Raw genomic sequence first — 19,581 nt, forward strand, 5'->3', positions numbered from 1 at the left:
AGGTGCTTTTATTTTTGTTACATTACATTTACGCTAGGCTTTCCCTTGTTTCGAGAAAATCGTTCCACATTGTAATGAATAAGTCAATCAATTTCGGATCGAATTGTTTTCCGCGACCATCAAGTAAAATCTCTTTTACTTTCTCTGGAGGGAAAGCGTCTTTGTAAATGCGTTTGGACAATAATGCATCGAACACATCAACAATGGCGACAATTCGTCCTTCTAGCGGAATTTCTTCTCCTTTTAATCCGTTTGGATATCCTTGTCCATTCCACCATTCATGATGGGTTTGTGCAATGTTTGCAGCCATTTGAATGACAGGTAAATCGAGATTGGCTAAAATTTGATGGCCAATGAGCACGTGCGTCTTCATCGATTCCCATTCTTCTTTTGTTAGCTTTCCTGGTTTGTTTAAGATGTAATCAGGAATACCAACTTTTCCGATGTCATGAAATTTCGCTGCAATTTGAATATTAGCCACAAATTGTTCGTCACACCCAGCAAGACGAGCAAGCATGCTGGAAAGAATGCCGATGCGATGCACATGATTTTTCGTATCATCATCGCGATATTCAGCTAGTTGAAGCAACCGTTCAAGCGTATCGAACATCACTTTTGCCTCTTTTGTGACATCTTGAATGACGAGAAGGGCACGAGATAGCTCAAAAATTTTATTTTGCGGCAAAAGCCGAACCTTATAATAATGGGGCCCGCTTTCATTTTCAAATGTGGCAAGCAGTGGTTCGGACTTTTCTTCTAACGCTGGACAGCCTGAACAAGGGACGGTACGTTGATGAAATAACTCGTAACAGCGACGCCCAATCGGATGCTCTTCCTCTATGCCGATGTGATGCAACAATCGTTTCGTTTTTTCATCAATCCATGTAATACGACCAAAATCAATTGTGCTAATTTCGTAGGCGTAAATATCGAGAAAATCGAAATCGCGTAAAAATAAGTACGGTCGAATGATTTCTTGCATAATTGAAAGTGTAAATTTCGTAAATCGCTCGAACGAGTAAATATATTGAACGACATGTGGGTCATGCAAATATTCTTTTGTTAAAAATATCTTTTTTATCGCTTCGCAAATAGATTCCGTTGTAATATGGAAAAAGCTTTCATGATATTTTTGATCGATAATTAATCGACTCCAGTCGCGAATGATGCGAAAGTATGATTCGGTGTCATAGTAAATTTTCTCTTGGAAAAATTGTAACAAAAAGTTTTTAACATACTGAAAAAACTTTTCTCGTTCAAAAAAACTGTATGAATACTCTTCCCATAGCCGTTGTGAAAACGATTGGCGAAATGCTTCCATAATCGCATCGACGCGAAACGAAATATAGCCGCTAAATTCATCAAGATGTTGCAAATCTTGTTCTGTAAATCCATTCACTTGTTGTAATTTGTGCAGTTCGTAACGAAGCGGGTGTGCTGCTTTTTCGATTTCAGCCATTTCATATGCTTCAAGGGTAAGCTGCATGTCAAATGAAAATAGTGCATGAATAGCTAATAAAATGTTGATTGCTTCATTCGGCAAAACGGGAGAGATATGTTTGTAAATAATTTCAACGTATTTCGTATACGTAGCTAAATACCATTTCAAATCAAGTCCGATTTCAGAGTGCACTTTGCCGATATTGTACCGCTTTTGAATATACTCGTCATCAATGACCCCTGCAAAACATTCATTCAAATATGTGATTTGTGTTTTTTTCAATCGTCTTAATGTCGAATGTTCTTCAATTAATTTGCGTAAAGAAGGAATAGATAATATCTCTTTATATAAATCTTCCACAATTCCTTCGACTAACGGTTGTAATACATTGCGATGATTGTAAATGGATTGTAGCTTTTCTTCTGTTACCCCTGTATAACGTAGCTGATGAAGTCGCTTTTTGTCTGTTACTTGTATATGTTTCATCCCCCAAATTCTCCCCTTTATTATATATGAGCAGCTTGAACTTGTTTCACAACTTTTTCAAACGGAACAGGCGGGCTAAAGAAATAGCCTTGCACTTTGTCGCAATGAGTTGATTGTAAAAACGAAACGTGTTGATCTGTTTCTACTCCTTCAGCGACGATATGCAAATGCAAGCGATGGGCAAGCGCAATAATAGCTTCGGTTAATTTTGCGGTATGTTCGTTTGTGGTGACTTCGAAAATAAACGACTTGTCAATTTTGAGTGTATCGACAGAAATATGGCGCAAGTAACCGATTGATGAATAGCCGCTACCGAAATCGTCAATCGCGATGCGAATTCCCATTTGTTTTAGGGCATGAATCGTTTCGATGACTTGCTTTTCATCGCTTAACGCAATGTTTTCTGTAATTTCTAATTCAATATGGTTTGGTTGCAAACTCGTTTTCTCTAATAATTGTTGTACAAAAGAAAGAAACTGCTCGTTTTTCAATTGACGAAGCGATAAGTTAATGCTGACATATACGTGAGTTAAGCCTTGTTCATGTAGTCGTTTTAAGTCACAAACAGCTGTTTGGAAAATATATTCTCCAAGCGGAATAATAAAACCATCCTCTTCAGCGATGCTAATAAATTCATTTGGTGGAACGAAGCCGAGTTCTTCATCGTTCCAGCGAGCGAGCGCTTCCATTCCAACAAGTTGATTTTTCTTCATGTCGATAATTGGTTGATAATATACAGAAATGGCGTGTTGCTCTAAAGCGACGTGTAATCGTTGGCGAATGAGTGATTTTCGGATGCGCTCTTGTTCAAACGTTGGATCGTACATCGCCCATTGATTTTTCCCTTTTTTCTTTGCTTCATACATCGCCATATCCGCATGTTGAATCAATGTCATTTCATCTTCCCCATCTGTTGGGTATACGCTTATGCCGAGACTTGTTGTAATAAACAATTCTTTTTGACGAATAAAAAAAGGTTCGCCAAGTATATCAATCATCTGTTGTGCTACTTGTTCAAATGATGGAACATCAGCAACAATGACCGCAAATTCATCGCCCCCAAGGCGAGCGACAAAATGATCGTGCAAATGACTTAATCGTTTCGCCACCAATTGCAACAAAAGATCACCAGCTGCATGGCCAAGTGAGTCATTAATATTTTTAAAGTTATCTAAATCAAGGAAAAAAAGCGCCACAGTTTCGTTTTTTTGTTTCGCTATTTCGAGTCGCTCACGAAGTGTATCAATAAAATAGCGTCGGTTTGGTAAATTTGTTAGTTCATCGAATAAAGCTTGTTTTCTCAGTTGCTCTCTACTTTTAGCGAGCGCTTGCTCGGCACGCTCTCTTGCTTGAAACGGTTCTTTAAACGACGCTAAATATAAACCGCGTAAAAAGTAAGAAAAGCCGATTACTTTATATACGTGTCCGAATATGTTTAACACATCATAAACGTTGCGGTATAGCGTGAAAATAAGTTCACTTAAAAGTAAGAAGACGAAACCGACCATGACATCAAGCGTTGGCGCTAGCCGTTTTTCTTTATAGTGTCGAATGAGTAAAATAATCGTGATGATGTGTAATGTTGTGATAACGTACTCTACTCCGTTTTTTAGTGGAGTCGTTCCTAGCCCTTCAACGACAAGCGGTGGCAAGGAGTCTGCAAGATGAACGATACTTATCGATAAAAGCCCTACATATAGTAAAGGAACGAAGAAACCGAGCAGCTTCTCTTTTTCTTGAATCGGTCCGTCAGGAAGTAAAAAAGCGAGCAATAAAAATACTGCTTGTGTGAGCCGAGCAGCTAGCCAAAAAGAAGTCGCAAGCTGAACGGAACTATCTGCAAACACAATGCTCGGCATTTCTTTATATGTAAGCGTGTGCAATAAATCGAGGCAGCCGACGGCTAAAAAAGTTGTCGCAATGCGCAATCGACGGCGCGATAACGCTTGCGGAAACGAAATCCATCCTTGAAACGCAATAGCCATAGCAACTGTAATGCTGAAAAACTCAAGCAATGTATGAATTGACAAAAAGTGATTTTGTTTAAATGTCATTGTTAGCGCTGAACTAAACAGCAAAATGGCTATGAAACAAATGAACGCCAACGAGCTAACTATCATGGACCATTTTTCTTTTTTTGTCATCGGTGCTATGTCCCTCCATCATCCCCACGTTACATATATTATATATCGCAAGAATAGGAGAGGAAATGAAAAAATAATGAAAAAAAGCAGGAGGTGTCCCCTGCTTTGTTGTCGAGAGCAAGCACTTCGCGTCGAAAAGACGTTCGGCATGAAGTGCTTGCCTTCGCTTTATAAACGTTTCGCTCCAACAAAACGTTGTTTCCAATAAGATTGATGAATAGAGTCTATTTTGACTCCCTTTGATGATGTGGAATGAACCATACGCCCGTGGCCAATATAAATTGCAACGTGAGAGATCCCTTTATGTTTCGATGTTTTAAAAAACAGCAAATCCCCCGGTGCTAATTGGTTGAGGGAAACAGGCTTTCCGACCCCATACATTGCTTCTGAAGAACGAGGGAGCGAAACACCTAATTTTTTATATGTATAACTAACAAAGCCAGAGCAATCAAATCCTTTTGGAGTCGTTCCTCCTGCACGATACGGTGTACCAATTACTTTCTGTGCTTCAGCAATAAGCGTATTCGCTGAAAACGCAGCTTCTGTTTTGAAAGGGTTTGCAAAAAAAGTGAAACATAAAATCATGAAGAGAGCGGCAGTGGCTAGAGACTTTTTCATTGCTTGAACCTCCAAAAGACTTGTTCCATCGACGAATACATTATAGCAAAAAAGATGTCGAAAAATTGTTACATAGCCATTAAATTATGTTACAAATACATTACAACGGTCGGTTTTTGTAAAAATAAAGAGAGAATTTAACATATATGTCGGAATAGAAAAGTTGAATGTAGACGGGCTTCGCGATAAGATAGGGGAGAAATATATTGAAAAAGGGGAGCTTAGATGCTTGATTGGATCATCTCATCAGAAGCGATTGTCGCTTTGTTAAAAATTATTGCGATTGACATTATTTTATCTGGAGACAATGCGATTGTCATTGCCATGGCTACGCGTCGATTGCCGGAAAAGCAACGCAATCGGGCCATTTTATTCGGGACTGCTGGAGCCGTCATTTTGCGCATATTGTTTGCTGCAATCATCGTCTTTTTATTACAAATTCCATTTGTTCATTTTGCGGGAGGATTATTGCTCCTTTGGATTGCGTATAAAGTGCTTGTGAACGAGGAAGAAGAAGCGAATGTACAAGCGGCCGACCGTTTATGGAAAGCGATTTGGACGATTATTGTGGCTGATGCTGTCATGAGCTTAGATAATGTTGTGGCGATTGCCGGAGCATCAGGGGGGCATATCGGCATGATCGCTTTTGGTGTCGCGATCAGCATTCCGATTATGATTTTTGGGTCGAAGGCGATTGTGTTGGCGATGGAGAAATATAAATGGATTCCTTATGTTGGATCAGGTATTTTAGCGTGGACAGCGGGGGAGATGTTATTAAAGGATGAACAAATAAAAAAATGGATGGCTTTTTCTCAAGATTCGCAATCGCTCGTATTTCTTATTGTTGTTATAGGGTTTATTTTACTGGCGGGATATGTAAAAAATAAAAAAATGGATAAACAAAAAATTGCATAAAAATTTTATGAACATATGTATAAAACAAAAAAGAACGGTCATAATGAATAATGCTAAGTGTATTCCCCCGATCCCCCTGTGAATATACTTGAAAGGGCTATCTCGATCGCGAGATAGCCCGATTTTTTTAAATAAATAAGTTTAAGCCTGCTTCTTCTGCATCACCTAAATATGTTGCGACGCCGCCCACTTCGATTCCATCAATTAATTCCTCTTTTTTAATGCCCATGATGTCCATCGACATCGAGCAAGCGACAAGTTTAACACCCGCAGCCATAGCATTTTTCATTAATGTTTCAATGTCATCTACATGTTTCTTTTCCATGACGTATTGAATCATTTTTGGTCCCATGCCTGCCATGTTCATTTTTGATAACGGGAGATCATGAACACCTTTTGGCATCATCATGCCGAACATTTTCTCAAGCATATCTTTTTGTACCGGCGGAGCGTCTTTTTTCCGTAAAATATTTAGTCCCCAGAATGTAAAGAACATCGTTACTTTTTTGCCCATTGCTGCGGCACCCGATGCGATAATAAACGATGCGATCGCTTTATCTAAATCCCCGCTAAACACAACGAGCGTTGCCCCGTCTTTTTTCGTTTCTTTTATAGATGGAGCGGGTGCTGTCGTTCCTTTTTGGATATAGGCGGTAAACATTTTATTTTCGAACGTAGTCTTTAGTAACGTGTTGCCCGTTTTTTTACACCATGATTGAATGTCACGAGCAAATCCAGGGTCCGTTGCTTTGACCTCTAATACATCGCCATCTTTTAGCTGTTCCATCGTTTGATATACTTTCATAATTGGTCCAGGGCATTGGAGTCCGCATGCATCTAATGTTGTTGCTTGAACATTCATGACATCAACACGCTCCACTTGTTTTTCTTCTTTCTCTGCTTGATGTGCTTCATATTCGTTGTAAACAGCGGCGTATGTTTTATATCCACCATCTAAGTTTTTCACGCGGAACCCATGTTGAGTTAATATGCGTGCTGCTAAATAACCGCGTAATCCCACTTGGCAATAAACGTAGATCGTTTCATCTTTTGATAGCTCGTGAAGTCGTTTGCGTAATTGTCCGAGCGGAATGTTGATTGAGCCCGGAATAAATCCCATGTCGCGTTCCATTTCTTCACGAACGTCAACGAGACATGCCCCGTTTTTCACTAATTGATTGACTTCATGCCATTGAATTGTTTCGACCATGTTTTCAATGATATTTGATGCAACATACCCTGCCATATTGACTGGGTCTTTAGCCGATGAATATGGCGGTGCGTAAGCTAATTCTAAGTCTGGTAAGTCGAATACTGTCATTCCACCTTTGATTGCCGTTGCAATGACATCAATTCGCTTATCAACCCCATCGTAACCGACCGCTTGGGCACCGAATATGCGACCAGTTTTGCGATCGAACAATAATTTTAGGGCGATTGGAAACGCACCTGGATAATAGCTCGCATGTGAATTTGGATGAATGTGTAACACTTCATATGTGATGCCGAGACGTTGTAGCGTTTTTTCGTTGTTTCCTGTTGCCGCAACGGTCATATCAAATACTTTTGCAATCGCTGTGCCAAGCGTTCCGTTGTAACGTACGTTCCGGCCATAAATATGGTCGGCAACGATTCGACCTTGACGATTTGCTGGCCATGCGAGTGGAATGTGAGTCGGTTTGCCGTTAATATAGTCAATCACCTCAATCGCATCACCAATCGCATAGATGGATGGATCAGATGTTTGTAAATATTCATTGACTTGAATGCCACCTCGTTCGCCAATAGCTAGTCCTGCTTGTTTAGCTAGTTCATTTTCTGGCTTTACGCCAATAGCTAAGACGATCATGTCCGTTTCGATCGTTGTTCCACTTTGCAAGCGAACGATTTTTCCTTTTTGCTCAAATGATGCAACGCCATCTTCTAAAATGAGACGTACGCCTTTATCTCTTATATGTTGATGAAGAATTGCCGCCATTTCGTAGTCGACAGGCGCCATAATTTGTTTCGCCATTTCAACGAGCGTCACGTCTATGCCGCGCTCCCATAAATTTTCCACCATTTCTACACCGATAAAGCCGCCACCGATGACGACAGCTTTTTTCGGCTTCTTTTCATCTACATATGATTTGATTCGATCTGTATCCGGAATGTTGCGCAATGTGAATAAGTCGTTTGCTTCTTCTATGCCTGGAATGTTTGGTTTGATCGGGCTTGCTCCAGGTGATAAAACGAGATAGTCGTAACTTTCTTCGTACGTTTCACCTGTTGGTAAATGTTTCACGGTTACCGTTTTACGTTCGCGGTTGATCGCAATGACTTCACTTTGAATGCGGATGTCGAGATGAAATTTTTCCGCCATGCCTTCAACCGTTTGAACGAGCAAAGCATCACGCTCTGTAATAGCACCGCCGATATAATATGGAAGACCACAGTTTGCAAATGAAATATATTCCCCACGTTCAAACATCACGATTTCCGCTTGTTCATCTAAACGGCGTAGACGGGCCGCTGTTGTTGCGCCACCAGCTACACCACCAACAATGACAATTTTTTTGCTCATATTGATCAACCTCCTTACAATGTGAATTGTATCACAATGAAAATTATAGATAAAGGGGTATTAGTATTTGTTTGTGACGAATATGTGAATATTTTCATGAAAGAACATCGTTGTATTGATTATAGAGATGTTTGTATAATTTTGTTGAAGAAAAAACTTGCACAAGGGTGGGGAAAGTATGCATCCAAGTGTAACGTTTTTAAACTTCGACAACACGTATACGTGGCAACGAAATCTTCTTCGTTTTCCTCATGAATGGATCGATATGTATGACATCGAAGGAACAAACTTATATTGTGATGACCATGCGATGCAGGAAATTGAAAAAAGACTTGCACGTCGCCATACGAGAGGGATGACGTTGATCGGAAGCGGTAACTATCATTATGTTTCATACGTATTGCTTAAGCAATTTCATGAGCCGTTTACACTCGTATTGTTTGATCATCATACCGACATGAATGAACAAACGTTGTTTCCACTTCTTTCGTGTGGCTCATGGGTATCATATGCTCAAAAACATGTTCCGACATTAAAACACGTTGTCATTATCGGTTCAGCAACTTCATACGTATCTTCACATGTCACGACTTTTCCAAAAAATGATGTGACGTATGCGCCAATGACGATTGTGCGCGCCATTCCGACAAAACATGTATACATTAGCATAGATAAAGATGTGCTTCGCCCACAAGATGCACAAACAAACTGGGACCAAGGGACGATGTCGTTACAAATGCTTTTGATTTACATTGACTATCTTTTTCGGTACAAGCATGTGCTCGGTGTTGATGTATGCGGTGAAGACCGAACATTTTGTGTGAAAAATGAACAAGCAAACGAAGCGATTATACGTGCATGTTTCAAACATATGCCGATATCCTCTGCGTCGTAACATTTTATGAACACAATAAAAAAAGATAGATGTTTTCCGCCTTGCGTACTATAATGAATATTGAAAAAGGTTATCATTATTAATTGGGGGATTACGTATGGTTGCGATGACGCAATTACGGGTTGGGGAACGCGCAAAAATTGTTGATTTATCGCGAGTAAGCGATTTAGTAAAAAGAAGATTGCTAGATATGGGGGTCACAGAAGGGGCGGAAATTTGTTTGAAATGTACGATGCCGCTTGGTGGACCATTTATGATTGAAAATTGCGGACAATGCGTCGGCATTCGTCGTAATGAAGCGATGAACATTCAGGTGAAGCCGCTATGATGCATATTGCGCTTGTGGGTAACCCAAATACAGGGAAAACATCGTTGTTTAATCAGTTAACCGGGACGTACGAATATGTTGGAAACTGGAGCGGTGTGACCGTTGAAAAAAAGGTAGGTGTTTTGCGCAACAAGCAAGCCAAAGTAATCGATTTGCCTGGTGTATATTCGCTCCATCCACTTTCTCGTGATGAGCGAGTGGTGACGCAATTTTTATTGACAGAGTCGTTCGATGAAATGTTAAATATCGTCGATGCCTCACAACTAGAACGAAATTTATTGTTAACTGTTCAACTTTTGGAATTCGGTAAACCGCTAGCGATTGCTTTAAATATGGTTGATGTAGCAGAAAGAAGAGGGATCTTCATCGATCAAACAAAATTAGCTACAATGTTGCGCGTACCTGTTGTTCCTGTCGTTGCTCGAACGGGGAAAGGATGCGATCAAGTAGAGCATATGTTGCTTGAAAAAGCAACAGAGCAAACAGAGCCTCTTACTCTTTTTTATGGTGGGGCGATGGAACGAGCAATCGAACGCTTTCGTGCCGCATGGGGAACGGAGGAGAAATTTCCTGTCCGTTGGTTAGCGATTCAGTTTTATGAAGGGAATAGCTACGTTCGTGATTACGTAGCAGAAAAGTTGCCAGAAGCTACATGGCGCTCATTATATGAACAAGCAGAAAAAGAAGTGCAACAGGCAGAACAAATGTCGCTTGCTCAGCTCATTTATGAACGGCGTCGTTCGTTTGTAAAAGAAATCATTGAACAATCTGTACAGCGCAAAGAAATCGAACGGGTGACGTTGACGGAACGTATTGATGCTGTTGTCACAAATAAATATGTCGGCATTCCCATTTTTTTATTGGCGATGTATGTTTTATTTCAGCTGACGTTCGACTGGATTGGAGCACCGCTTTCCGACTTGCTTGATGCATTTTTTGCAGGTCCGCTAACAGATTCAATGACAGCAGTGTTAAAAGCAATCGGTGCTTCTGAATTTATTCGCGCCCTTATCGTCGATGGCATTATCGCAGGGGTAGGTGGCGTGCTTGTATTCGTGCCACAAATTTTCATTTTGTTTTTCTTTATTTCGTTTTTAGAAGATTCGGGGTATATGGCGCGTGTAGCCCTTGTCATGGATCGATTAATGGAAGCGGTCGGATTAAACGGAAAAGCATTTATTCCGCTTATTATCGGATTTGGTTGTAATGTTCCTGGCGTCATGGCAGCAAGGACGATTGAACAACCGCGTGAACGGCTTGTGACGATGTTGTTAACACCGCTTATGTCTTGTTCGGCACGTTTGCCGGTATATGCTTTATTTGTCGGGGCGTTTTTCGCGACACATCAAGCGCTTGTCGTTCTTTCGTTATACGTTCTTGGCGTCTCACTTGCTCTTATACTTGCTAAGCTATTTTCATTAACAATCTTAAAAGAAGAATCATCCGTATTCGTCGTTGAATTGCCGCCATATCGTATGCCACAATGGCAAGCATTATGGCGCAGTACGTGGGATAAAGGAAAAGGATTTGTGAAAAAAGCAGGGACGTTTATTTTCGGGGGTTCTGTTGCTATTTGGTTATTATCTTATGTCGGTCCACATGGTGTCAATGTAAATATGGACGACAGCTTTTTAGCGATGATTGGCAGCGTGCTTGCGCCGTTGCTTGCTCCGCTTGGATTTGGTACGTGGCAAGCGGGTGCTGCGTTATTAACCGGATTTTTAGCAAAAGAAGTCGTTGTGTCGACGATGAACATTATTTATCACGTGCCGGATGTCGAATCGCTTCAAGGACTCATGGCATCGCACTTTACTGCTCTATCCGCATTTAGTTTTATGGTATTTGTTTTATTATATGTTCCATGTTTAGCAACTGTTGCGACGATTTATAAAGAAACACGTTCGCGAAAATGGACGATGTTTTCGATTGGCTATGCGCTAGTTTTAGCATATATCGTTTCGTTTGTCATTTACCAAGCCGGAAGCTTATTCGGCTTCTAAAGGAAGGGATATACATGATCGCAAATGTTGTCATCGGATCTGTCATTTTCGGATATGCAGGGTGGACGATTTTCCGCTTTATTCAAAAAAGTAAACGAGGCACATGCGCTGCCTGCTCAGTCAAGGGTGCATGCGGCACAAGTTGTCATGAAAAAAGCTGACTTCGGTCAGCTTTTTTTAATATATAATGCGAAAGGTCGTTTCGTGGGGGACGGTAGGAATGGCGTATTGTTCTACTCGTTCTACACGCGCAAATGGTGGCCCTTTTTTTATTTCATCTACAAACGCCTCCACTCGTTCTACTTCTCCTTGAACTTCCATTTCGATCATATGATCAGCTTCACAATTTTTTACCCAACCGGTCAAACCTCGTCTTCTTGCTTCATATTGGGCAAAGTAGCGAAACCCTACACCTTGTACCCGACCGTGCGCAACAACGGAATAACGAACGATCATTTGTTTATCTCCTTCGCAAAAAAATTTTCTATAAAAATCATACAACAGCCTACCTTGTATTGCATACGTTGAATACGTAAAAAAGATTTATGAGGAGGAACTGTTGTGAATGAAATGGATCGCTACATTCAAAAAGCTGTGATGTATGATTTGTTAGCGCGTTATTATCAATATAAAGATCGTGATCAATATGAAAAGTATATGCGAAAACATATGGAGTATGTGGAAAAAATCGTGAAGTCACGCGAGGAAGAGAGGGTTGATGACGCTGGACGCATTCGCGTATTTCATGCCTCGCCAAATGCTCCTGCGGTTGATGTATATGTGAATGGGCAAAAAATATTACGCAATATGAAATATAAACAACTAAGCCAATATATGAAAGTGCCAAAAGGAGAGCATCGCATCGACGTGTATCCAGCAGGACATACGACGTCTCCAGTTCTTAGTCAAACCATTCAAGTCTTGCCGAAAATGACGTATACGCTTGCGGTCATTGGTGACGTACATCGCTTGCAACTTCTTTCTATTCTCGACGAACCATATGCGCCGTACGGAAAAGCGAAAGTGCGTTTTGCTCATTTTTCACCAGATGCGCCAGCAGTAGATATTGCGCTACGTGGTGGGGATGTATTGTTCCAAAATGCTTCGTTTGGAAAGGTGACGAATTATATTGAAGCGCCAGTTAACGAAAAATTGCATGTCGATGTGAGGGTAGCAGGGACAAATCAAGTCGTTTTATCGATTCCCAATGTGCGCTTCCAACCGAATAAGTCTTATACGGTCGTTGCCGTCGGTTACGTATCCCGCACTCCTTCATTAGAGGTGCTCGTATTAGAGTCATAAACAAAAAGAGCTTTGATCGAAATGATCAAGGCTCTTTTCGCTGTTTGCGTTGTTTATATAATTCTTCGACATGTTGAGCGATCGATTCATCAAATTGTTGTTCAAGTTGTTTTTTGATTTGTTTCGCAAATGCAGGGCTTGCTCCTCCTGTTGTGATGGCAATTTGTAATTTCCCTCTTGAAAAAAAGGCAGGTACATGAACGTTGCCGATAAGATGATTGCTTGCCACATTGACAAGCTGTTTTGGTGATGCATAGGTAGCGATTTGTTCATTAACGTTCGGATCGTTCGTTGCCGCAATAATGAAAAAAGCATCGGCATAGTCGCTCGGTTCAATCGAACGTGCATGCCATGTAATTCGTTTTTGTTCGGCTAAATGAACAATGGCATCGATCGCTTTTGGGCTAATGACGGTAATGCAAGCCCCTTCATCAAGAAGAGGGAGGAGGCGGCGATACGCAATTTGTCCGCCACCGGCAATGACAACTTTTTTTCCTTTCATTCGGATGAAAAGAGGAAACATACGCCTACCTCCATTCTTTAACTTGTTGTTCAACGAGACGGTCTAATACGTCATACGTTCGAATCGGAGGATATAATGTAAACGATACGTCGCTCGTTTGTTGTGCTTGAAGCGTTTCATGAATATAGTCAAGCAGCTGTCCGAAAAATAAAATGTATGGCACAACGGCCACTCGTCTGTGCTTCGCTGTTTTGGCAAGCGAAGTGACAACGTCAGAAAAAGAAGGAGAAGCAGCTGCTAAATAACATGGATAGACGGGGATGTTTGTTTCTTGTTGCAATAGATGAGCAATTTGTTTGAAATCAGCTTGCGCGTCTATATCGCTGCTTCCACGGCCAACGAGCATGATCGCATCAGCATGTTCGATTGTTTTCGATATGGCGGAAACGATAAGACGTTGTACACCGAACGGTTTTCCATATGTAATCGTTACAGAAGGAAACATCTTTTTTGCTTTTTCTAACTCATATGGAATGTCGCGTTTCGCGTGGTTAGCCGACAATAGTAAAAGCGGAATGGCATAAATCGTCGTTGCCCCATCATGAACGCAACGTTCCACCCCCGCGACAATATTCGGTTCACACAATTCTAAAAAGCATATGTGTTGAATAGGGATTGAAATGGAAGAAGAGAGGCGTTCGACGAAAGCGACCGCCTCTTTTTGTCCTTCTGCTGAACGACTTCCGTGACAAATGTATAAAACAGCTTTCATATGCTACCTCATTCCATGTGCAATTTTTTCCTCTAACATTGTTTCAAACCATTGTAGCTGTTCATGTAGCTGGACAACTTCCCCGACAATGATGATACTCGGATTCGAGATACAGTTTTTTCTTACAGCATCCGCAATCGTATGTAACGTCGCTACGATCGTTTTTTGCTCGGGAAGCGTTCCCCACTGGATGACGGCAACAGGGGTTTGTGGCTGTCTGCCGTACAACTGTAATTGTTTACAAATGAATGGGAGATGTTTCACGCCCATATAAATGACGAGCGTATCGACTCCCTTTGCTAAATGCTCCCATTGTACCGCATCTGTTGCATCGAGTCGGCGATGACCTGTGACAAATGCAACGCTTCCGCTAAAATCGCGATGAGTGACAGGAATTCCCGCATATGCTGGAACGGCGATGCCAGATGTCACTCCGGGAACGATTTCAAACGGAATGCGATGTTTGATAAGTGCTTGCGCTTCTTCACCACCACGTCCGAATAGAAAAGGATCGCCGCCTTTTAATCTCGTGACATATTTTCCTCTTTTTGCATGCTTCACTAAAAAATGATTAATCGTCTCTTGTTTCATTGTATGGTAATTTGGTAACTTTCCGCAATAAATCAAATCAGCATCGCGCTTGGCGTACGACAGTAGCTGTTCGTTAATGAGGCGGTCGTATAAAATAACATCTGCTTGTTGAATACATTTTAATCCTTTTACTGTAATGAGCTCAGGATCCCCAGGACCAGCGCCGACTAAATATACTTTCCCCATTGTCTCCTCCTAAATCCACTGTTTATTTTTTAGATAGGAAATGATTTGTTGAACGCATTGTTCAATTGAATATTGATCCGTATCGACGACAAGTTCTGGCGAAAGCGGTGGTTCATATGGTGAATCAATGCCAGTAAAGTCGCGAATTTCTCCATTTCGTGCTTTTTTATACAATCCTTTTGGATCGCGTTGCTCACATGTTTCAAGCGGACAATGAACATAAATTTCAATAAATTCATCTTGCTCGAGCTTGCTGCGAACGAGTTGACGATCTTGACGGAACGGGGAAATAAAGGCAGTCAGCACGATTTGTCCACTGTCTACGAACAATTTTGCCACTTCACCAATGCGGCGAATGTTTTCTGTACGATCTTCGGCAGAAAAACCTAGATCGCTATTTAAGCCGTGACGCACGTTATCGCCATCAAGCACGTAACATTGAATGTTTTGTTCAAATAATGTTTTCGCGACCGCGTTTGCTAATGTGGACTTCCCAGAACCTGACAATCCTGTAAACCAAAGAACGAAGCTATGATGTTTATTTTTTTTTCGTCGTTCTTCTTTTGTTACACTTTCTTGATACCAAACGATATTCATGAACGGCCACCTCCGACTGTTTGTAAACCATCCATCAGCACGCGCACAACTTCTGGGCGACTGAACGTGCTTGGTGGCATTTCGCCAGCGCGCAACATTTCCCGTACTTTTGTTCCAGAAAGAACGACATGAGCGGTTGCATCGTGTGGGCACGTTTTCGTTGACGCCATCGCTTCACATTTTGTGCAGTAAAAGCTATGTTCGAAAAAGAGAGGGGTAATGCCTAGCTCTTCGTTTGTAAACTGCAAGAAAATTTTTTGAGCATCATACGTACCATAATAATTGCCAACTCCCGCATGGTCACGGCCGACGATAAAGTGTGTGCAGCCAAAATTTTTACGTACGAGCGCATGAAAAATAGCTTCACGTGGACCTGCATAGCGCATTGCAGCTGTAAATACACCGAGAAAGACGCGATCTTTTGGATAATAATGTTCAAGTAATACTTGATAGCTTTTTAAGCGAATGTCTGCAGGAATGTCATCTTCTTTCGTTTCGCCAACGAGCGGATTTAAATAAAGACCGTCGACGATTTCAAGTGCACATTTTTGAATGTATTCGTGGGCGCGGTGAACGGGATTGCGCGTTTGAAACCCGACGACTGTTTTCCAGCCAAGTTCCGCAAACCGTTGCTTTGTTTCTTTTGGTGTAAAAAAGAATGGCGAAAAAATTCCTTTATCTGTTTGACGCACAAGCTTCACAGGTCCACCGATATATATATCCGGTTTTTCAAATAATTTTTTTACACCAGGGTGTGCCACGTCTTCTGTTTGGTATACAAGGCGCGCTTCTTTTCGCTTGTCTGGGCGATATATATGTTGCACTTCCATTGTGCCGTATACCGTTCGGTCATACACGAGTTCGACTTCATCTCCGAGCGATAGTTGTTTCGCTTGTTGTTCTGTTACGGCAAGCGTAATGGGGATGCTCCATACCGCTCCATTTGTAAGCCGCATCGTTTCGACAACCGACTCATAATCATCTTTTCCTAAAAAGCCAGTGAGCGGTTCATATCCGCCGATGGCAAGTAATTCAAGGTCACTTAACTCCGCTTTACTTAATACGATTTGTTTCATGTTTAATACCCCCTAAACTTATTATCCTTATAAAATAACTAGGTTTAAATGCCGCCACCATGTTCGTGAAACGAGCGGCGTTCCTCTGTGATTGTTTTTTTTAAGCTAATCGTTCCAAGTGTGGCGAAACAAACGCTCACAATCGCAATGGCTGTATAGACGTCGCTATGAAGGAATAATTTAATTAAGCTATATGAAACAGCTAATGCAAAAATAGGCGAGACAACCCACACTTTTAGCACTTGAATGACAATTTGCTTTTGCCAAATGGAAAAGCCGCTTTTCGTTGTCCCGATGCCGATAATGGCTGATGTCGTAATTTGTGTCAGTGGAACGGGAAGACCAAAAAGAGATGAAACGATGACGAGCGTTGCCCCGATTCCTGAAATAATACATCCTTCGAGTTGAGAGAACGTCGTAATTTTTTTCCCGTTCGTTTCTAATACGCGGCTGCCAAGCAAAAGCGCTCCAAGGGCAACGAATAACCCACCGAAAATGATCCCGTGTTGGACGGATAGTAAACCCGCTCCAACGAGAGGCCCGACCGCGTTGGCGACATTGTTCATTCCGGCTGAAAACGCCTCGAAAAATCCGGCGATAATAAGCAAAAAGCCGATCCATTTGTTTTGTTTTACTGTTTTTCCTTTTAGCCATTTGCTAATGAAAAAAGCGAAAGAAAACGCAGCAAGCGGTGTAATGAGCCAAAACGATACGATCCATAGGAGTTTGCCAACATATACGCTTTGATACGCAATTCCTGCCCCAACGACCGCACCGACTGTCACTTCGCTTGTCGATAGCGGAATGCCAAGCACGTTGGCCGCAAATAACGAAATCGTTGCTGCTGCTAAAACGATGACAACAAGCTCTGTTTGTAAAATGGATGGGGGAACAATGCCAGAGCCGATCGTTTTCACAACTTCGCCCCCGCCTAAACTGCCGAGGAAAATGGCAATGGCGCATAGGAGTAAAGCGATTCGTTTATTTGGCAATGTGCCAGAACCGTAAGCAGCTCCCATGGTCGCGGCGGCTCCGCTTCCCCCAATGTTCATCGCAAAGAAAAAAGCAATAATAAAAGCAACGATGACCAAGTCACTCCCCCCTTTATGATTCGTGCAAGCCGCATTCTGTTTTTCCTAGCCCAGCCCATCGACCAGAACGTAAATCTTCTTCTGTATAAGCAGGGGCTGTACACGGTGCACAACCGATGCTCGGATATCCGCGATCATGAAGCGGATTATAAGTGAGGTTATGGCGATGCACATAACGCCATACGTCTTTCCACGTCCAGTAAATAAGCGGACAAACTTTAATGTTTTGAAACTTTTTATCGCGATTAATAAATTCAACATGTTGCCTTGTTGGTGATTGTTCACGGCGCAGCCCAGAAATCCACGCTTTTTTTCCTATCATCGCTTCTCGTAGCGGAACAATTTTTCTTAGTTCACAGCATTTGTTCGGGTCTTTTTTCCAAAGTTCTGCACCAAATTGTTTCTCTTGTTCTGCAAGTGATAAAGACGGTGTTTGTAAATGAATGCGCAAGCGTGGGTATGCTCGTTTGACGCGTTCAATCGTTTCGTATGTTTCAGAAAAATGTAAATGCGTATCGAGAAACACAATATGAGCATCATCCTTCACTTGAGAAATAAGGTCAATGAGCACGATGCCTTCAATGCCAAAACTGCACGCATACAAAAGGTCGTCGCCATAATGGGTATACGCCCATGAAAGTACATGTAATGCCCCTTTTTCATTATTATCGATTGGAAAAGTCGGTTTTTGGACCTCGTCCCACGTTTCATACGTAACCATGTCTCATCTCCCTTTCTTATTCGTCGCTCTTTCTGTTTGATTGTTTTAAATTTTAACACAATTCAAGTGAATGTCAATCCTAGTTTTTCTATCGGAATTTATTTTTTTAAAAAACGTCATGGCAAACGAAAAAAAACATGATTATACTGTTTGTATGGGAGATGTCGAAAGGGGTGGAGTATGTTTGCGGCTCATTTTATTAGAAGACTACGATGAGCGAACGATGGAATTGGCACGTCCGATTTATGATCGCCATCGTCGAGTGCTTTTAGCAGCAGGAAGAAAAATTCATCCAAAATATGTAGAGCGTTTAAAACAAATGGACATTCGCTACGTATTTGTTGAAGATGCGGTGTCTGAAGGCATTACTTTAGAAGAATTGCTCGATATGCCGTCGTGGATGGACGCGATTGAAGTTGTTCAGCAATCGTTTGACGCGGTGCGAAAACGAGAACAATTGCCGCTTCGCTTGTTGTTTAAACTAGCGGTAAAGCTCGTTGATGAAGTGAAAAAAAGAAAAGTATTAGCGATCATCCCAGCGACGTCGCTTGAAGTGGAAGCGCAGCCGTACGCTCATGCAATCAACGTAGCGCTTTTAGCATTACAGTTAGGGAAGAAGCTACATTTGAACGATTTACAGTTGCGCGATGTCGCGCTTGGCTCGTTGTTTCACGACGTTGGGAAAGAAATAGAAGGGGAAGAGCATCATGCAGTAAAGGGATTTGAGTATTTACGAAAAGAGCGAGAACTTAGTTTATTATGCGCACATATGGCGTATCAACATCACGAACATGCAGACGGCTCAGGTACGCCGCGCGGATTAAAAGAAACGGATATTCATTTGTACGCCCAAATTTGCGCCATTGCCAATGAATATGAAAATTTAATTTCCGCTGAATTTGTTCCACCGCACGAAGCGCTTGAAATTATTATGGCGCGAAGTGGTATTCGGTATAGCCAGCAGATTGTGCGGCTGTTTGTTGAGACGATTCCTGCTTATTTGCCGGGAACGATGGTCAAAATGGGCGACGGAAGAAACGCGATTGTCACAAAAATCGTTGAACATATGCAACGTCCGTACGTACGGTACACGGATACACGTGAAGAAATTGCACTCGCGGATCATCCGTCGCTGCTCATCGTTGGACAGGCGATTTTATAATTTTTTGCGTAAGTTTCCGAGCTCTTCAGCGATCGCTTGCATTTCGCTCGGGCTAAACGATGACTTTTTCATCACCATATCGTATATATCTTTTAATTCATCGTATAGTTGCTCATCAAAATGATCTGGTTTAATCGCATCAAAATTTAATACTTTTAACTTTTCTTTGATTTGCTCAATCATTTGTTCAACTGATAAACGCACAATCGTCATCCTTTCGTGTGTGATTT

The 19,581-nt window shown here is 41.6% G+C and carries 20 protein-coding genes; 7 read left to right on the top strand and 13 right to left on the bottom strand.

All coding sequences use genetic code 11. From position 1 onward, the window contains the following. Positions 1-28: 28 nt before the first annotated feature. The 3 genes from JV16_RS10185 to JV16_RS10195 all read right to left on the bottom strand — a co-directional run bounded on the left by JV16_RS10185 (position 29) and on the right by JV16_RS10195 (position 4,689). Positions 29-1,927 carry a protoglobin domain-containing protein gene (locus JV16_RS10185; RefSeq protein ID WP_042535654.1) on the bottom strand — a complete coding sequence of 633 codons (1,899 nt, stop codon included), beginning with the start codon at positions 1,925-1,927 and terminating at the stop codon, positions 29-31. A 20-nt stretch (positions 1,928-1,947) separates the two neighbouring features. Beyond that, positions 1,948-4,071 carry a bifunctional diguanylate cyclase/phosphodiesterase gene (locus JV16_RS10190; RefSeq protein ID WP_042535656.1) on the bottom strand — a complete coding sequence of 708 codons (2,124 nt, stop codon included), beginning with the start codon at positions 4,069-4,071 and terminating at the stop codon, positions 1,948-1,950. A 168-nt stretch (positions 4,072-4,239) separates the two neighbouring features. Beyond that, positions 4,240-4,689, bottom strand: coding sequence for a C40 family peptidase (locus JV16_RS10195; RefSeq protein ID WP_021093936.1), 450 nt, complete (start codon positions 4,687-4,689; stop codon positions 4,240-4,242). Between the two features lie 225 nt (positions 4,690-4,914). Between JV16_RS10195 and JV16_RS10200 the strand changes: the two genes are divergently transcribed. Beyond that, positions 4,915-5,604 (top strand): TerC family protein, encoded by a 690-nt coding sequence (locus tag JV16_RS10200; RefSeq protein WP_021093937.1) that lies wholly within the window; start codon positions 4,915-4,917, stop codon positions 5,602-5,604. A gap of 127 nt (positions 5,605-5,731) precedes the next feature. Here the strand turns inward: JV16_RS10200 and cdr are convergent, their stop codons facing one another. Further along, a complete protein-coding gene (cdr, locus tag JV16_RS10205; protein ID WP_021093938.1) occupies positions 5,732-8,167 on the bottom strand; it encodes a CoA-disulfide reductase in 2,436 nt (811 codons plus the stop codon). A gap of 178 nt (positions 8,168-8,345) precedes the next feature. On the opposite strand from cdr, the gene JV16_RS10210 reads away from it, so the two are divergent. The 4 genes from JV16_RS10210 (at position 8,346) to JV16_RS10225 (ending at position 11,551) form a co-directional block, all read left to right on the top strand. Continuing rightward, on the top strand, positions 8,346-9,062 hold the full coding sequence (locus tag JV16_RS10210) for an arginase family protein (protein ID WP_042535658.1): 717 nt from the start codon (positions 8,346-8,348) through the stop codon (positions 9,060-9,062). Between the two features lie 97 nt (positions 9,063-9,159). After that, complete coding sequence (locus JV16_RS10215; RefSeq protein ID WP_009360812.1) at positions 9,160-9,390, top strand: FeoA family protein; 231 nt, start codon at positions 9,160-9,162, stop codon at positions 9,388-9,390. Further along, complete coding sequence (feoB, locus tag JV16_RS10220; protein WP_021093940.1) at positions 9,387-11,390, top strand: ferrous iron transport protein B; 2,004 nt, start codon at positions 9,387-9,389, stop codon at positions 11,388-11,390. Before JV16_RS10215 ends, feoB begins: the two co-directional genes overlap by 4 nt. 14 nt (positions 11,391-11,404) lie before the next feature. Then, entirely contained in the window at positions 11,405-11,551 is a 147-nt protein-coding gene (locus JV16_RS10225) for a FeoB-associated Cys-rich membrane protein (protein WP_035062905.1), read from the top strand. Between the two features lie 16 nt (positions 11,552-11,567). Here JV16_RS10225 and JV16_RS10230 read toward each other — a convergent pair whose 3' ends face one another. Next, on the bottom strand, positions 11,568-11,846 hold the full coding sequence (locus tag JV16_RS10230) for an acylphosphatase (RefSeq protein WP_021093941.1): 279 nt from the start codon (positions 11,844-11,846) through the stop codon (positions 11,568-11,570). Positions 11,847-11,960: 114 nt separating this feature from the next. Between JV16_RS10230 and JV16_RS10235 the strand changes: the two genes are divergently transcribed. Then, on the top strand, positions 11,961-12,692 hold the full coding sequence (locus JV16_RS10235) for a DUF4397 domain-containing protein (protein ID WP_216367535.1): 732 nt from the start codon (positions 11,961-11,963) through the stop codon (positions 12,690-12,692). Between the two features lie 25 nt (positions 12,693-12,717). Here the strand turns inward: JV16_RS10235 and JV16_RS10240 are convergent, their stop codons facing one another. From JV16_RS10240 to JV16_RS10270, 7 genes are read right to left on the bottom strand one after another with little or no spacing between them, the layout of a single operon-like run. Then, on the bottom strand, positions 12,718-13,215 hold the full coding sequence (locus tag JV16_RS10240; protein ID WP_042535660.1) for an NAD(P)-dependent oxidoreductase: 498 nt from the start codon (positions 13,213-13,215) through the stop codon (positions 12,718-12,720). 4 nt (positions 13,216-13,219) lie between these two features. Then, complete coding sequence (locus JV16_RS10245) at positions 13,220-13,927, bottom strand: sirohydrochlorin chelatase (RefSeq protein WP_042535662.1); 708 nt, start codon at positions 13,925-13,927, stop codon at positions 13,220-13,222. 3 nt (positions 13,928-13,930) lie between these two features. After that, the gene (cobA, locus tag JV16_RS10250; RefSeq protein ID WP_021093945.1) at positions 13,931-14,704 is read right to left on the bottom strand and encodes a uroporphyrinogen-III C-methyltransferase; all 774 of its coding nucleotides are present in this window, start codon (positions 14,702-14,704) and stop codon (positions 13,931-13,933) included. Between the two features lie 9 nt (positions 14,705-14,713). Beyond that, positions 14,714-15,301 carry an adenylyl-sulfate kinase gene (gene cysC / locus JV16_RS10255; protein ID WP_042535664.1) on the bottom strand — a complete coding sequence of 196 codons (588 nt, stop codon included), beginning with the start codon at positions 15,299-15,301 and terminating at the stop codon, positions 14,714-14,716. Next, positions 15,298-16,377: a sulfate adenylyltransferase gene (gene sat / locus JV16_RS10260; protein ID WP_042535667.1), complete on the bottom strand. Its 1,080-nt coding sequence runs from the start codon at positions 16,375-16,377 to the stop codon at positions 15,298-15,300. The genes cysC and sat overlap by 4 nt, the downstream gene beginning before the upstream one ends. 44 nt (positions 16,378-16,421) lie before the next feature. Beyond that, positions 16,422-17,468, bottom strand: coding sequence for an inorganic phosphate transporter (locus JV16_RS10265; RefSeq protein ID WP_021093948.1), 1,047 nt, complete (start codon positions 17,466-17,468; stop codon positions 16,422-16,424). A 13-nt stretch (positions 17,469-17,481) separates the two neighbouring features. Further along, positions 17,482-18,189, bottom strand: coding sequence for a phosphoadenylyl-sulfate reductase (locus tag JV16_RS10270; RefSeq protein WP_021093949.1), 708 nt, complete (start codon positions 18,187-18,189; stop codon positions 17,482-17,484). A 184-nt stretch (positions 18,190-18,373) separates the two neighbouring features. Between JV16_RS10270 and JV16_RS10275 the strand changes: the two genes are divergently transcribed. Beyond that, the gene (locus tag JV16_RS10275) at positions 18,374-19,351 is read left to right on the top strand and encodes an HD-GYP domain-containing protein (RefSeq protein WP_042535669.1); all 978 of its coding nucleotides are present in this window, start codon (positions 18,374-18,376) and stop codon (positions 19,349-19,351) included. Here JV16_RS10275 and JV16_RS10280 read toward each other — a convergent pair. Next, a complete protein-coding gene (locus JV16_RS10280; RefSeq protein ID WP_035062907.1) occupies positions 19,346-19,564 on the bottom strand; it encodes a DUF1128 domain-containing protein in 219 nt (72 codons plus the stop codon). The two genes, JV16_RS10275 and JV16_RS10280, sit on opposite strands and share 6 nt — an antisense overlap. Positions 19,565-19,581 lie beyond the last annotated feature (17 nt).

Source organism: Anoxybacillus ayderensis (genome assembly GCF_000833605.1).
GTDB classification, from domain to species: domain Bacteria; phylum Bacillota; class Bacilli; order Bacillales; family Anoxybacillaceae; genus Anoxybacillus; species Anoxybacillus ayderensis.